The 15,212-nt window shown below is 49.1% G+C and carries 14 protein-coding genes and 1 tRNA gene; 2 read left to right on the top strand and 13 right to left on the bottom strand.

Features of this window, described 5'->3' with window-relative positions:
- Window positions 1-26 precede the first annotated feature (26 nt).
- Window positions 27-629, top strand: coding sequence for an AhpA/YtjB family protein (locus RNAN_RS17015; protein WP_008224074.1), 603 nt, complete (start codon window positions 27-29; stop codon window positions 627-629).
- On the opposite strand, the gene RNAN_RS17010 is transcribed toward RNAN_RS17015, so the two are convergent.
- From RNAN_RS17010 to RNAN_RS16970, 9 genes are all read right to left on the bottom strand, one after another.
- Window positions 609-1,424, bottom strand: a complete 816-nt coding sequence (locus RNAN_RS17010; RefSeq protein WP_008224072.1) for a TatD family hydrolase — start codon at window positions 1,422-1,424, stop codon at window positions 609-611. The genes RNAN_RS17015 and RNAN_RS17010 overlap by 21 nt on opposite strands.
- Window positions 1,415-2,053 (bottom strand): pyridoxamine 5'-phosphate oxidase, encoded by a 639-nt coding sequence (pdxH, locus tag RNAN_RS17005; RefSeq protein ID WP_008224070.1) that lies wholly within the window; start codon window positions 2,051-2,053, stop codon window positions 1,415-1,417. The genes RNAN_RS17010 and pdxH overlap by 10 nt, the downstream gene beginning before the upstream one ends.
- Before the next feature lie 3 nt (window positions 2,054-2,056).
- On the bottom strand, window positions 2,057-3,796 hold the full coding sequence (gene argS, locus RNAN_RS17000) for an arginine--tRNA ligase (protein WP_008224069.1): 1,740 nt from the start codon (window positions 3,794-3,796) through the stop codon (window positions 2,057-2,059).
- 12 nt (window positions 3,797-3,808) lie between these two features.
- Complete coding sequence (gene prfC, locus RNAN_RS16995) at window positions 3,809-5,395, bottom strand: peptide chain release factor 3 (RefSeq protein WP_008224066.1); 1,587 nt, start codon at window positions 5,393-5,395, stop codon at window positions 3,809-3,811.
- 256 nt (window positions 5,396-5,651) lie between these two features.
- Entirely contained in the window at window positions 5,652-6,299 is a 648-nt protein-coding gene (locus RNAN_RS16990; protein ID WP_040552468.1) for a LexA family protein, read from the bottom strand.
- A 285-nt stretch (window positions 6,300-6,584) separates the two neighbouring features.
- Window positions 6,585-7,781 (bottom strand): low temperature requirement protein A, encoded by a 1,197-nt coding sequence (locus RNAN_RS16985; protein ID WP_040552467.1) that lies wholly within the window; start codon window positions 7,779-7,781, stop codon window positions 6,585-6,587.
- Window positions 7,782-7,854: 73 nt separating this feature from the next.
- Entirely contained in the window at window positions 7,855-8,862 is a 1,008-nt protein-coding gene (locus tag RNAN_RS16980) for a zinc-dependent alcohol dehydrogenase family protein (RefSeq protein WP_008224059.1), read from the bottom strand.
- A 22-nt stretch (window positions 8,863-8,884) separates the two neighbouring features.
- Window positions 8,885-9,892 carry a zinc-dependent alcohol dehydrogenase family protein gene (locus tag RNAN_RS16975; RefSeq protein WP_008224057.1) on the bottom strand — a complete coding sequence of 336 codons (1,008 nt, stop codon included), beginning with the start codon at window positions 9,890-9,892 and terminating at the stop codon, window positions 8,885-8,887.
- A 74-nt stretch (window positions 9,893-9,966) separates the two neighbouring features.
- Window positions 9,967-10,725: an SDR family oxidoreductase gene (locus RNAN_RS16970; protein ID WP_008224056.1), complete on the bottom strand. Its 759-nt coding sequence runs from the start codon at window positions 10,723-10,725 to the stop codon at window positions 9,967-9,969.
- Between the two features lie 159 nt (window positions 10,726-10,884).
- Here RNAN_RS16970 and RNAN_RS16965 point away from each other — a divergent pair, with 159 nt between their 5' ends.
- Window positions 10,885-11,778, top strand: coding sequence for a LysR family transcriptional regulator (locus tag RNAN_RS16965; RefSeq protein ID WP_040552465.1), 894 nt, complete (start codon window positions 10,885-10,887; stop codon window positions 11,776-11,778).
- 38 nt (window positions 11,779-11,816) lie between these two features.
- On the opposite strand, the gene rimI is transcribed toward RNAN_RS16965, so the two are convergent.
- From rimI to RNAN_RS16945, 4 genes are all read right to left on the bottom strand, one after another.
- The gene (gene rimI / locus RNAN_RS16960; protein ID WP_040552462.1) at window positions 11,817-12,257 is read right to left on the bottom strand and encodes a ribosomal protein S18-alanine N-acetyltransferase; all 441 of its coding nucleotides are present in this window, start codon (window positions 12,255-12,257) and stop codon (window positions 11,817-11,819) included.
- Window positions 12,247-12,573, bottom strand: coding sequence for a hypothetical protein (locus tag RNAN_RS16955; RefSeq protein WP_008224051.1), 327 nt, complete (start codon window positions 12,571-12,573; stop codon window positions 12,247-12,249). Before RNAN_RS16955 ends, rimI begins: the two co-directional genes overlap by 11 nt.
- Before the next feature lie 9 nt (window positions 12,574-12,582).
- Window positions 12,583-12,659: transfer RNA gene (locus tag RNAN_RS16950), tRNA-Trp, on the bottom strand.
- A gap of 153 nt (window positions 12,660-12,812) precedes the next feature.
- Window positions 12,813-14,843, bottom strand: coding sequence for an alpha/beta hydrolase family protein (locus RNAN_RS16945; protein ID WP_008224049.1), 2,031 nt, complete (start codon window positions 14,841-14,843; stop codon window positions 12,813-12,815).
- Window positions 14,844-15,212 lie beyond the last annotated feature (369 nt).

Genomic DNA, 15,212 nt, shown 5'->3' with positions numbered 1-15,212 from the left:
TTTTCGGGCAGGCATGACTGGCGCTGATGGAAAATATGCAGAACCATATCGCAATACCAGATACGACATCAAGCACTATTAAACTTGTGCAAATAGCCTTAGCCGTGCTGGGTATTTGGCTATTGCTGCAAGCCTGGGTTCACACCCAGCAGCAGGGTAAAGCCTTACTGCAGCAGCAAAGCAGCCAGCTGATGCGTGAGACGCTGTCGGCGTTATCGCACACAGCAGCCTATTTGATTGAAAACGACCAACTGGACGGCCTGGAGCAGCTGACACAGCACATTGCAGCCAGCCCGTACTTACACGATGTGGTGGTGTATGACGCTAACGGCGTACGCATGAGTTGGTCAGAAGGTAGCGCGCCAGCGCGGTTATTATACGGGCCAAGCCACAGCGAACAATTACAGGCGATGGTGCAGTCGATTACTAAAGATCAGCAGCTACTGGGCTATATTAAACTGAGTTTGCGTCTTGACGCCTCAGTGACACCAGTCGCTATTCGCTGGCAGCAGTTAATGCAGCAGTTGCTGGCGATGTTAGTGTTGGCGGGCGTAATAGGCTTTTTACTGCGCAGGGGCTTTGCCCGGCTGTCGCGGCAGTCACTGCGTTTACGTAAGATTAAGCCTTAAAGCTGCTACGCTGTTTTGCCACAAAGCTGCAGCAATTTGCTCGGGCGGCTCAGCTCTTAGCTGACAAAAGGCTGCAAACACCAACGCCAGCTGCGCCGGCGTATTTACCTGGCCCTGATAACCACTGAGTGGCATAGCCGGCGCATCGGTTTCCAGCACAAAGCAACTTAACGGCAAATTTTTTACCGTGTGACGCGTTTTTTCTGCGCGCTCATAAGTAATGGTGCCGCCAATCCCCAGCTTAAAGCCCAGGTCGATAAAGGCTTTGGCCTGCTGCTGGATGCCAGAAAAAGCGTGTAAGATACCGCCCTCAGCAAACTGCTGCTGTTTAAGCTCAGCCAACAGCTGAGGCTGGCTTTTACGGTGATGCAGAATAACCGGCTTTTGGTATTTACCAGCAAGCTCAAGCTGCTGGCTAAATAGCTTTTCCTGAACCTCAAAGCTGTCTGCGTCTAACGCGAAATCCAGACCAATTTCACCCACCGCTGTTATTTGCGGGCTATGTTTTGCTAATAACGCATCGAGATCACTAAGTGCATCAGGCTTGGCCTTTGTTGCCCACCACGGGTGAATGCCCAAGGCGATATGCCAGTCAGGATGTTGCTGATGCAGGTGCAGCAGGTTACGCCATGCCGCTTGCGCTACAGCGGGAATAAGCAGCTTTTCCACACCCGCCAGTTGGGCGTTATGCCAATGTGTAAGCTGCTCTGCGTTTAGTTCAGGTAGATCAAGATGGCAATGGCTATCAAACAGCCGCAAGCTGCTGCCGTGGTCTTGCCGCCCGCTTAGGGGCATAACCGCTCGATACTCCAGCTGTTATCAGGTTGCTTGGTGTACATAAAACGGTCGTGTAAACGATGTTCGCCGCCTTGCCAGAACTCAATTTTATGTGGCCGCACTAAAAAACCGCCCCAGAATGACGGCAGCGGCACTTCGCCATGTTCAAACTTATGTTTTATCTCGGCAAATTTCTGCATTAGCGCTAAGCGGGTTGATACCGGCCGGCTCTGCTCTGAAGCCCAGGCTGCCAGCTGACTTTCTTTCGGGCGGGACAAAAAGTATTTGGCTACCTGAGCTGAGCTTACCCGCTCGGCAGTACCATAAACTATTACCTGCCGCTCCAGTGGGTGCCAGGGGAAATGCAGGCACACTTTAGGGTTGTTACTAAGCTCAGTCGCCTTACGGCTGCCCAGGTTGGTGTAAAAGGTAAAGCCGTCCTGATTCACATCCTTAAGCAGCACCAGACGCTGTGACGGCTGCCCCTGGTCGTCGACACTCGCCACACACATCGCGGTTGGATCTGGTAATTCTGCCGCGATAGCATCTTTAAGCCATAGCTCAAACTGCGCTATCGGATCGGCAGTTAATTTATCAAAATCCAACTTATCTTTAGTGTAACTGCGGCGAATATCGTCGATTTTCATAGTTTACATACGCTCCATAACCTCAATACCCAGCAAGTCTAAACCCTGCTTCAACAGCTTAGAGGTAAAAATACTCAGCATTAAACGGCTGTCACGCTGCGTTGGTTCAACGCCGTCTTTAAGTATTGGGCAAGCCTCGTAAAACGCCATATACAAACTGGCCAGCTCATACAGGTAATTACACAACAGATTCGGCTGTGCATCTTTCATTACCTGCTGCAGAGCCTCTTCAAAGCGCAGCAGTTTAACCGCCAATTGCTTTTCCTGCTCTTGTTCAATCAGCAGCGCTGCACTGAAACCTTCTGCAATTTCAGCGCGGCGTAAAATGCTGCGTACCCGGGTATAAGCATATTGCAGGTAAGGTGCAGTCGCGCCCTCAAAGCTTAGCATCGCATCCCAGCTGAAAATGTAGTCGCTGGTACGGTTTTTTGATAAGTCAGCAAACTTTACTGCACCTATACCGACTTTACGTGCCACCTCAGCGATTTCATTATCAGATAAGTCGCTGGCTTTTTCCTGCACCACAGCCTTAGCACGTACTACGGCTTCTTCCAGTAATTCGGCCAGTTTTACCGTTCCGCCGGTACGGGTTTTAAATGGCTTGCCATCTTCACCCATCATGGTGCCAAACGGGCAGTGATCATAAGTGGTTGCATCGCGCAGATAGCCCGCTTTACGCGCTACTAACTCAACCTGCTTAAAATGCAGCGCCTGACGCGCATCGGTAAAGATCACTATACGATCGGCATTTAACTCATGGCTACGATACTGACAAGCGGCTAAATCGGTGGTCGAATACAGGAAGCCGCCACCGGTTTTTTGCACGATAAAGGCTGACGGATTACCCTCTTTATCGGCCAGCTCCTGCAGAAATACCACCAGCGCACCTTGATCCTCTACCGCCAATTCCTTGGCTTTTAAATCATCCACTATGCCCTGCAGCATGCTGTTATAAGCACTTTCCGGCTTGATATCGGCGTGGCTTAGCGTAACGTTGAGTTTTTCGTACACTTCTTCACTGTGCTTCACTGAGGTGTCGATAAACAGCTGCCACAGTTTCTGGCAATGCGCATCGCCGCTTTGCAGTTTGACCACATAATCACGAGACTTATCGGCAAAGCCTGCTTCGTCGTCAAAGCGCTTTTTCGCCTCACGGTAGAAATCTTCTAAGTCAGCAAGCGCGACTGATTCCAGATCAATCCCTGCCGCCAGCTTATCTTCTAAGTGCGCGATCAGCATACCAAACTGCGTGCCCCAGTCGCCCATATGGTTCTGGCGGATCACTTTGTCGCCCCAAAACTCCAACGTACGCACTACGGCATCACCAATAATGGTTGAACGCAAATGGCCAACGTGCATCTCTTTTGCCAGGTTAGGCGCGGAGTAGTCCACTACCACTGTTTGCGGGGTGTTATTGGCACTTACGCCTAAGCGGTTATCGGTAGTAGCTTGCTGCAGCTGCGCCGCCAGCCAGCTTTTATCCAGCGTAACGTTAATAAAGCCTGGGCCGGCAATCTCAGTTTTACTGGCAATACCGGCCAAATTTAGCTGTTGCACTAATTGCTCGGCCAGCTGGCGCGGATTGGTTTTTAATAATTTTGCCGCGGCCATAGCGCCGTTTATTTGATAATCACCAAATTCAGGCCGGGTACTTACCGTAACGGCAGCGTTGGTATCGGCAGGTAAGCCCAGCGCAACAAAGGCGCTTTGTGTTTTCTCAGTGAGTAATTGCTTAATATTCATCCGGCTTACCTGTTAGTGTTCACGTGTTTTGTGGAATTTAATTTTCGGATAACGTTCCATGGCCAGATTCAGGTTCACCATGGTTGGTGCTATGTAAGTCAGCGCATCGCCGCCATCCAGTGCTAAATTCTGACTGGCTTTGTTTTTAAACTCATCCAGCGCTTTGGCATCATCGCTATAAACCCAGCGCGCCGTAGACACATTTACTGCTTCATACAGCGCATCGACGTTGTATTCTGACTTTAATCGATGTACGACTACATCGAACTGCAGTACACCTACTGCACCAACAATCAGATCGTTATTATCCAGTGGCCTGAACACCTGTACCGCGCCCTCTTCGGATAACTGCACCAAGCCTTTAAGCAACTGCTTTTGCTTTAGCGGGTCGCGCAGGCGGATACGGCGGAACAGTTCCGGCGCAAAGTTTGGAATACCAGTGAACTGCATATTCTCGCCACTGGTAAAGGTATCACCGATCTTGATTGTACCGTGGTTATGTAAACCAATAATATCGCCAGGGTAAGCTTCTTCTAGGTGCTCACGATCACCGGCGACAAATGTCAGGGCCTGCGGAATGAGCACATCTTTACCAATACGCACATGACGCACTTTCATGCCTTTTTCATACTTGCCAGACACTATGCGCAAAAATGCCACCCGGTCGCGGTGTTTCGGGTCCATATTGGCCTGAATTTTAAATACAAAGCCGGTGAAGCTGCTTTCCGTTGGTGCCACTGTGCGGCTGTCGGTTGCGCGTGATTGCGGCGCCGGTGCCCACTCGGTTAAACCATCCAGCATATGGTCTACACCAAAGTTACCTAAAGCGGTACCGAAAAATACCGGCGTTAACTCACCTTTTAAAAACAGTTCCTGGTCAAATTCATGGCTGGCGCCACGCACCAGCTCCATTTCATCACGCAGCTGCTGGGCGTAGTAGCCAATACGTTTATCCAACTCAGGGTTATCAATACCCTTGATAATATCCACATCCTGAATGGTATGACCCATACCGGATTTATAGAAAATGACCTCGTCACGCAGGATATGATAAACACCTTTAAATTCCTTACCTGAGGCAATTGGCCAGGTAATAGGTGCACAGGCAATTTTCAGTACGCTTTCAACTTCATCCAGCAAGTCGATAGGATCACGAATATCGCGGTCCATCTTGTTCATAAAGGTGATAATCGGCGTATCGCGCAGCCGGGTAACTTCCATCAGTTTAATGGTACGCTCTTCAACACCTTTGGCACCATCGATAACCATCAGGCAGGAATCTACGGCCGTCAGGGTACGGTAGGTATCTTCGGAAAAGTCTTCGTGGCCAGGGGTATCCAGCAGGTTTACCAGACAATCATTGTACGGAAACTGCATGACAGAAGTGGTTACCGAAATGCCCCGCTCTTTTTCCATCTCCATCCAGTCTGATGCAGCATATTGGCCAGACTTTTTGCCTTTCACGGTACCCGCTTTTTGGATCAGTTGTCCGAACAGCAATACTTTTTCAGTAATCGTGGTTTTACCCGCATCCGGGTGCGAGATGATAGCGAATGTTCTTCGTTTATTGATTTCATTAAGAAAATCTTGGTTTGCCATGGATAAATTCTTTTAGTTTGTACACGGATTTGTACACACTTTTGGAAGTACTCTCTTTTCAGTTCTTCGCTTGTCAAATCCGTCGTGTTAATCGTAATTGGCCGCTATTTTCGCTGATCTTGACTTTATAAACAATCAATGGCTCTCTAATCGGTTACCATTTACTCTAAACGTGCGCCAATGCTCAGTTGTAGCTGTTTGTAATCGTTGCTTCTTCAGCTTATGAACAACTGTGGCTAAACCACAAATTCCTTCGCTACCAAAAATCGATGATAGCTTGTCGTACTACACCGATGATGGTGCAGTTGCCGTTGATCGGTATTGCAGGGTATTGGGGGTTCAAAGGTTTTAGGTACTTCTGTTCACCATCAATGACCAACTGCTTAAAGGTTGCTTCTTTCGAATCATCCAAACGCGCAACAACCAGCGAACCTGAAGAGTAAGGTAACTCAGGATCAACAACGATCACTGCTCCCTCAGGTATGGATTTTTTTCCGCTTGGATTTTCCATACTGTCGCCTTTTACGCGAAGTGCGAAACAACCCTCATGTGCTTTCCCAGTGACTTCACGCCACTCCTCAGCATCTTCATGGGCAAATCCCTCCGCTATTTCAGTCCAATCACCGGCCTGAACCCAGTTAATGAGAGGAATTCTTCCCTTAATATCAGGCCCGACTTCTACATTACCGACCCCCAAGCCAATCTCGCCATCACCTGTAGCGAGCCAATGGGCATTCACGCGAAGCGCTTGCGCGATCTGCATGGTGTAACGAGACCTAGCCGATTTACCAGAGCAAATCTGGCTGATCGACTGCTGTTTGATACCAATGCGACGAGCCAACTCAGACTGAGTCACCCCAGTAAGCTGCAAGGCATGGTTTAGTCGTTCGGATAAAGTTTTCATAAGCCCTTATTCTACAAATAAAACTGTAGCCTTTCAACAATTTTAACTGTTGATCGACCTACAGTTTAAACTGTAAAGCTCAATCTTGTAACAGTTATTATTGTAAAAGGAGACGGTATGGAAGTGTTCAACACGACACAAACATCTCCGCTGTGCCATTGACATGGTCGGCGGGCAATCAGCATTAGCACGAGCAATCAACTCAAAACAGCAAAACGTCAAATGCGGCATAAATATTCTACGAGATGACTGTGTTATAAATGGGGTATTTACAGCCATGTTCCATCACAGCATTTTATCAGACCGGCGCGCTTCTCTTAGCGCCAGAAAAATCGGCACACCAATCTGCGAGAACAGCGCCAGGGCCCAAAGGCCGTTGCTGACAATCGACGGTATGAGGGGATGAACGGCTAGCACAACCAGCGCCATGACAATGCCGAACAGCCTCAGACCGGCGCTGTGGTATTTGTCGGTGGCATCAGCCACGGTTCGACGCAGCGCCCATAGCGAAGCTAAAAACACCGCAAGGCCGACCGAGCCAAGCGCGGCGTAGCCGGGCGGATAAGGCTCCCACAGGCCGACGTAGACTTGTCCGGCCAGCGCAACGCCAATCGTCACTGCACTCCACAAAATCACGATGTGAGCAAACCAGTATCTCAGCAGCACGGCACTGGTGCGGCTCTTCGGTTTTTCATTGCCGGCGCAGTCGAAATAAGTCCAGGCCAGCGCGAAGAGGGACAACCCGCCCATGGTCACATTGAACAGCGTACCCGCGCTGACGCTGTAGACGCCCTTCTCGGCCAGCGTGACCACCAGTTTAAAGAAGCCTTCACCCAGCAAGATCAACATCAGAAGGCCGAAGCGCTCCGAGATGTGTCCGAGTTGAGGCACAAAGCGTTCGAAGCGGAGCGTGCCCACCCGCGGCAGCATGTACTGCAGCTGGATTGCTGCCACGCCGGCGGCAAAGACCCAGTAGGCGACCGGTGTGGGCAAAAAAGCCGACAGCGCGAACACCCCGGCCAACACGAAAAAATTCCGCCCCTGTTCCTGCGCCAGCCTATTGGCCGCGTTGTCGGTACAGCGCGCCCGCCAGTAAAGATAGGCCGTCAGCGCCCGATTCAACGCATAGGCCAGCGCGAAATACGTCCAGCCTTCACCGGCCACGTCGGGAATCGCCGCCGCGACGGTCATCATCGTGACAATCTTAAGTGCCATCGCCACGCGATGCGGCATGTCCGTGGAGATATACAGTGAGTTATAGAGCGAGCTGTCTGCCCAGGCATAGAAAATCGCCAGGAACAGTCCGGTAAACACCCAGAATCCTTGCCACCCCAGATGATGGGACAGGTAATTCCCCAGAATGAAAATTGTCACTACATGGACCAGATCGAAGAAAAGTTCCACCCAGTGCACGCGGTCGTGGGTTTCATCGACATCCATGTGATGGCGCGGTCGCCGCCAGAGAAGATCGGTAATTACCATACACTACCCCTTTTTCTTATTGTTCTGGCGGTGAATTATGCGCCGGCCAGAGACTAGCGGAAGCTACGAACTGTTAATCAAGTACGACCACTATTTTACCAATCTGCTGATTTGACTCCAGATAGTGATGCGCTGCGACTATCTCTTCAAATTTAAAGCTTCGATCAATGACAGGCTTGAGTGTTCCTTCGGATAAACCCGAGTGGATAAATTGCTTTGCTCTGCGAAAACGCCCGATGTCTTTTATAACTTCAGTAAACACATACCCCCTAACTGTCAGACTTTTACGAAGTGCTATTTTTAAGGGAAAAGGCGTTATTTCGGGACTTAATGCTCCGTGTACTATTATTGTTCCTTCAGGGCTCATTGCTTCCGCAATTTCAGCTATCTGCGGCCCACCGACAGCATCAAATGCGATGTTTAAATTGTTTGCTCCCAAGATGCTTCTCAAGCTATCCAGCAGCGGTTCTTCTTGGGTTGCAATCACATGGGCCGCGCCAGCCTTGAGCACAGCAGCCTTTTTAGCTCCTGTTAGAGTTGTAGCGATAGGAATACCCCCCAGGGAATTCACAATTTGAATCGCAGCCAATCCAACACTGCTCGATGCGGCGGTTATCAGTACTGCATCGCCTTTTTGCACGTTAGCAATTTCGACCAAAGCGCCATAAACTGTCAGGTACTGCATCCAGGCTGCTGCGCTTTCAGCAAAGGTTAGCCCTGCTGGTTTGGGTGCCACATATTCACTTGGTACGACAATCTCTTCTGCGTAGCAGCCATTCTGAGAAAGCCCCATCTGAGGGACAATACAAACCTCGTCCCCAAGGCGTAAATGATTTACCTCTTCCCCGACTTCAATGACTATCCCGGATGCTTCATAGCCAATTCGCGAAGGGAAGTCGGCCTTTTCTATATACTGGCCTCGCCTAAACATGGCATCAGCACGATTGAGCCCAACAGCTTTGACCGCAATACGAACATCAGTGGCCTGCAAACTTGGACTCGCCAGCGAGTCAATAGTTAACACCTCGGGGCCACCTAATTCATGGAAACGAACAGTTCGAATTAGTTTTTTTGGGCTCATATGCATCCTCAACAATAACTTTTTAAGCAATTACATCAATAACGACTTTACCCATGGATCCCAACTCTACGGCATTATGTGCATCCATTGCCGTGTCTAGGGAAAAGCGTAACGGATCGAGTAGTGGCTTAATTTGTCCAGCTTCAACGAGAGCCGTAACTTGCCGCAGAATGTCACCATGATGTTTGCGCCCCTCTTCGCTGAGCATTGGGTGTAACACAAAAATCCCTGACAATGTTGCAGAGCGCAATGACGACGGTGCCAGGTTATGTGAGCCGAATGCAGCACAGCTTAAAATATGTCCATAATGTGCAATGATACCTAATGAGGCGTCGAGTACAGAGCCACCGACAGTGTCGTAAATGATATCGAATCCTTTGCCTTGGGTGTATGCGTCCACGTACTCAGCAGGGCTTGCAGTGTGATAATCAATTGGCGTGGCACCAAGCGCCTTGAGCAGTTGTTGTTTTCCAGTCGATGCAGTGGCATAAACGTCGGCACCTAAGGCCTTAGCAATTTGCACAGCTACATGCCCAACTCCGCCAGCTCCACCCTGGATAAGGACTTTCTGGCCCGCTTTAACATTCGCCTTGTCAACCAAACCTTCCCAAGCGGTAAGTGCAACCAGAGGTAAAGCCGCAGCTTCACGCATGGACAAATTTTTCGGTTTGAGAGCAAGTAACTCAGCATCTACGTTGGCATATTCAGCCAATGAGCCTTGCAATCCCCGCACTCCGCCAGTCAGGCCATAAACTGCATCGCCTACTGCAAAATCGGTGACGCCGTCGCCGATAGCAACAACTTCTCCAGCCAAATCGGTGCCAAGTACTGCGGGTAATTCCGGCATGGCATAAGGCGCGATACCCCGGCGGATCTTGTAATCAATAGGATTGACGCCGCTTGCAAATATTTTTACCTGCACCTGACCTGCTGATGGAGAAGGTAAGTTAATCAGGGCATCCCGGAATACTGTCCCCTCGTCATAGCTATCTAATATCAAAGCACGCATTTGTCTGTTTAACGCAGTCATCAATAACCTCACAAACTGAATATTCAGCGGGTGGTTAAATCACCCGCTGGTTAATAGGTCTTTTATTCAACGAATTAAAATTCTTGAACAGTTGGGCGCAGAACAATCTCGTTGATATCCACATCCGCAGGCTGCTCAATGGCGTATGCGATAGCACGAGCAACAGATTCAGATGGAATTTCATTTTGCTGATAAAAATCTTTTACAAAGGCTGCACCCTGAGTATCTGAACTTCCATACTTTAATTCAGATTCGACTGCACCCGGTGAAATGATTGTTGAACGAATTTTACCCCCAACTTCATGGCGTAAGCCTTCGGCAATAGCGCGAACAGCGAATTTGGTTCCGCTATAAACCGTGCCGCCGGGACTGAATACTTTGATACCCGCTACGGACGAAATATTGATAAAATGGCCTGATCCCTGAGCCTGAAAGATCGGAAGCGCTGCGGCTACGCCATACAGCAAACCTTTAACGTTGATGTCAATCATGCGATCCCATTCGTCAACTCGAGTCTCAGCTAACGGTGCAATCGCCATTAACCCTGCATTATTGATAACCACATCAACTTTACCGAAGCGCTCTTGTGCAAGATTTACAAGGGCCTTCACTTCGTCCGGGCGAGTCACATCCGTCGCTTGAACAGCAACTTTGCCGCCCGCTGTGCGAATGTCAGCAGCAATAGCTTCAAGCTTGTCGATGCGTCGGGCACCTAAAACAACAGATGCACCAAGACTGGCTAAATGTCTTGCCGTGGTCTCGCCTAAACCGCTGCTACCACCAGTGATAACAACGACCTTACCGCTGATGTTGTTTGCTAAAACACTACTCATAGTTAATATCCTCAAATTAGTTGAATGAATGACTCTGTCTAAATAACAAGCAAAGTATCCCTTACCTTCAAAAACCAATAAATGGAAACGTTTTAATTTCACAATTCCATAATTTGGAATAATATTGGTGTGTTCATATCAAACCTGAATGTGACAGTGATGCTTAACAGATTAGAAATGCTCCGGATATTTTGTACTGCTGCTGAGTCTCGCAGCTTTAAAGAAGCGGCTAACCGTCTGGGAATTTCTCCTCAGGCAGTGACACGAGCAGTGAAGGAGTTAGAGCAATTGCAAGGGGAGCTTTTATTTCATCGAAATACGCGACACATACAAGTGACCCAAGTTGGAGAAAAATTTGCTTTGATAGCAAAAGAACGCCTGCGCGCTGTAGATGAATTGTTTCAAACAAGCGCCCCTAACTCCGGTAATGAATTACAAGGTCGGGTTCGTATCGCAGCGCCTGTTGGTTTTGGTCATAAATGCTTGATGCCAGTATTACTGGAGCTCTCAACAATACATCCTCAACTGGATATAGACCTGACACTCAGTGACGAGCGCGTGGATGTCGTTGACGAAAAAATAGATATTGGGATTCGTATCGGCTTTATGAGAGATAGTCGATTTATTGCCCGCCAGCTCGCCAAAACTAATATGTATGTCGTGGCTTCGCCTGACTTAATAAATAGAGTGGGAAGGCCTGCGTCTATTGTAGATCTAAACCACTTGCCGGTTACAGGGTTAGTCGATCGCAATACGGGAAGGCTTTGGCCATGGGTTTTTTCCATGGGCAGACAGTGGACGCCATCCATAACACGTTTTCGAAGTGCCGACAGCGAAGCTGAATTAATGAGCGTACAAAATGGACTGGGGTTTGCTCAAATTCCTGACTTTTTGGTCCAAGACTTATTACGCCAAGAGAAACTTGTGAGAGTGTTAGAAGAGGTCGAGCCTGTGCCTTGGGATTTATATATTTATCGCCCTCAACGTGGTCCAGTACCACAACGTATTCGATTGGTTTTTGATCACTTGGTGTCAAGATTGAGTGTCCACTAATGGCACATAAGTAATATTCATAAAGTGCAGTGGTGTAGTTATAGCCACTTGTGCATTAAAATGGCGTCGTCTTTACCCTCTGCACTGACGTAATAGCCTTTACGCAGGCCGTTAATACTAAAACCCGCTTTTTGGTACAACGCAATGGCTGCGTGATTATTGCTACGTACCTCTAACAGAGCCTCAGTAGCGCCGCGGCTTTGTCCTTCGGTTAAAAAGTGCTGCAGCAGCGCTTTACCATAGCCTTTGCCCTGCGCGTCAGTCGCCACGCAAATATTAAACAGCTCCAGCTGCTCCAGTATTAATTGAGCGATATAAAACCCCTGCATAACACCGGCGTCATCGAGCAGTTTGTAGCTAAAGTAGCTATCGGCAAAACTGCTGGTAAAGGCCTGCTCTGTCCACGGGTATTTATTAGCTTGACGTTCAATCTGCAGCATTTGGGGAACATCTGCTGCACTGGCAAATTCAATCTTCATCCAGACTACTCAGCAATGCCCACAGTGCTTTTTTCTGCTCTGCCTGGCGTAATGTTGTCAAATCAGCGGTGATCAGGTGCTGCTGCTCCAGCGATAACTCGGCACCAGATTGGATAAACCAATTAACCCCCTCGGGTAACGCACAGGCAATATCCTGCGCCAGAGGTAGGTTTAGATCGGGTTTTTGGTGTGTATTGGCGATAACATCGCCTGTTTCTGCCAGCAAAACAGGCTGCTGAAAAGCGTCGTTTAATGCCAACGGCGTTATTTGCAGTGTATTTAGCAGCTGCTGCTGTGAGTAAGTAAGATTAGTCATAACGAGAAGTGGCAGGGGCAGAGGGATTCGAACCCCCAACCATCGGTTTTGGAGACCGCTGTTCTACCAATTGGAACTATGCCCCTGTAGCTGGTCGCGCCATTATACAAAAGCGAACTTAAAGGTAAAGCAAAAAGCTGTGAAATTAGAATCAACTGCATAGAAAACGAACATTGCGACCTGATAATAAGTGCAGCCTAACATAAGCCCGGTAGTCTGCCTACCGGGCAAACATAACGTTAAGGCGTCGTTTTCTGCCGGTATTTATTAAACCAGTACACTATATAAGCCGGTTTGGCCATCAAATTACTAGGTCGGGTATGTAGCGCATGCGATGCGCCGGGCACCCGTACCATCGCCGTTTCCACGCCACGCAATTGCAATGCCTGATAATACTGCTCAGTTTCCGATATTGGCGTGCGATGATCGCTCTCACCGGTAAACAGCATGGTGGGGGTGTTAACTTTGCCTACATGGGCGATGGGAGAATGCTTTAAATAATGCTCCGGCATCTCCCACGGCAGCCCCGGAAACCAATACTGGCTAAAGTAACTGTACATATCGGCATTTAACACAAAACTAAACCAGTTTATAACCGGGTTTACTGCCACCGCAGCGGCAAAACGATCAGTATGGGCAATGCTCCAGGTGGTAAGCACACCACCGCCACTGCCACCGGTAATAAACAGTTCTTGGTCGTTTATAAAGCCACGGGACAACACAGCATCTACGCCATCCATCAGATCGTTAAAATCCTGGCTGGGGTAATTATGATGAATAAGATTAGCAAACTCTTCACCGTAGCTGGTGCTGCCACGCGGGTTGGTATAAAGCACCACATAGCCTTGAGCGGCCATCAGCTGCAACTCCATGGCAAAATGCGGGCCGTAGGCAGTGTGCGGGCCACCATGAATTTCTAAGATCAGCGGATACTTTTTACTGGCGTCGAACTTGGGCGGGTAAATGAGCCAGCCTTGCAACTTACGCTGATCAACCGATGATCCATACCAGAACTCTTCCACTTCACCAATATCACGGGCAAACAGCAGATCGTCGTTCAAGCTGGTCAGGGTTTGCTTTTTACGCTTGTTGATCACCGCTAACTCAGCTGGCCGCTGTGTATGCATCTGGGTATAGGCTATCAGGCCATTGTCGGCCGCAGCAAACTGACCACCGCTGTAAGGCCGGCTGTAAGAGCTACCGCCAAGATCTTCAGCAAGCACTGTACGCTTACCGCTGACAGCCTGCTCCGCCAGCACACCTTTACCCTCGTTGTCGTAGGCGATATAAAGTGCTTTGCTATTCGCTTGCCACTGGAAATCATCAATAGCACGGTCCAGATCTTCCGTAAGGTTACGGATATTACTGCCGTCGGCATTCATCACATAAAGCCGGTTCGCCTGATGAGCCAGTTTACGATCGTCAAAACCGACATAAGCAATGAGTTTACCGTCGGGCGATAGCTGAGGCTGAGCATCCGGGCCGTTACGGTCGGTCAGCTGCGTTAAGGTGCGATCAGCCAGAGTCAGTTGGAATATTTCACTGTTCAGCGGTTTGGCCTGCCAGTCAGCATGGCGATTAGCCGAGAAATAAATGGCTTTACTATCCCGGGCCCAGCTGATTGCACCGCCGTGATTAAAATCACCGTCAGTCAGCTGAATAGCTGAACCGCCATTAGCAGGCATTAAATATATATGCTGATAGCCGGCTTGTAAGTAACCGGCTCCATCGGCGCGGTACTGCTTACTATCAATGTAAACCGGCGCTTTAGCCCAGTCAGCTTTCTCAGGTTTGCCGGGTAAGGCTACAGGCGGCTTAACCGACTTGGGAGTAAACATTGTGAAAGCCAGCCAGTTTCCATCAGGCGACCAGCTTAAATTAGCCGGGCGCTGCTGCAACTGGCCTAGTTGAGAAGTACGGCCGCTATCTAGCCATTTAAGATGAATCTGGCCGTCAGCAATAAAAGCTATGCGATTGTTATCAGGCGCCCACCGCGGCGAACTGGCATCAGTATTTTTGTCGGTCAACGCTTGCAGCGACTTACCATCAGCACTGCTTAACCACAGGGTTGTGCGGCGTCTATCAGTACTACGATCCATCCAATTACGTACAAATACGATGTTTTTGCCACTGCTATCAGGCTGAGGATCAGAGACAAATTCCAGCTCAAACACATCGTCATATTGCAAGGGTTTAGCAGCTAGTAGCGGGCTACTTAACAGCAGCGCAGCGGTAATACACACAGCACTTGTTATACGGGCTAGTTTCATCTTGGTATCCAGACATTTTTGTTATAGGTGCTGTCTGATACTAACTGATTTACCTCAGCTAACTAGCCGATTTCGTCAGAGTGAAATTTAACCGAGATAAAAAACAAAAACCCCGCTCTAGAGAGCGGGGTTGGAATTGGGTGCCTGGCGGTGAACTACATTGCTCGGCGCATCGTGCGCCCCGTCCCTGCGGGACCAGGTGAAGCTGTCCAAAAATGTTCCAGACATTTTTGTCGCATAGCGTTCGCCCGCTCGGGCAGATAACCATCAGGTAATACAAATAAAAAAACCCTTCGTTTTCACGAAGGGCTTGTTTATTTGGGTGCCTGGCGGTGAACTACTCTCGCATAGCGAATGCTACACTACCAT

The sequence above is a fragment of the Rheinheimera nanhaiensis E407-8 genome (assembly GCF_000296695.1).
Taxonomy (GTDB): Bacteria; Pseudomonadota; Gammaproteobacteria; order Enterobacterales; family Alteromonadaceae; genus Alishewanella; species Alishewanella nanhaiensis.
The sequence above is the reverse complement of the archived record's forward strand: the minus strand, read 5'-3'. Positions and strand labels throughout refer to the sequence as shown.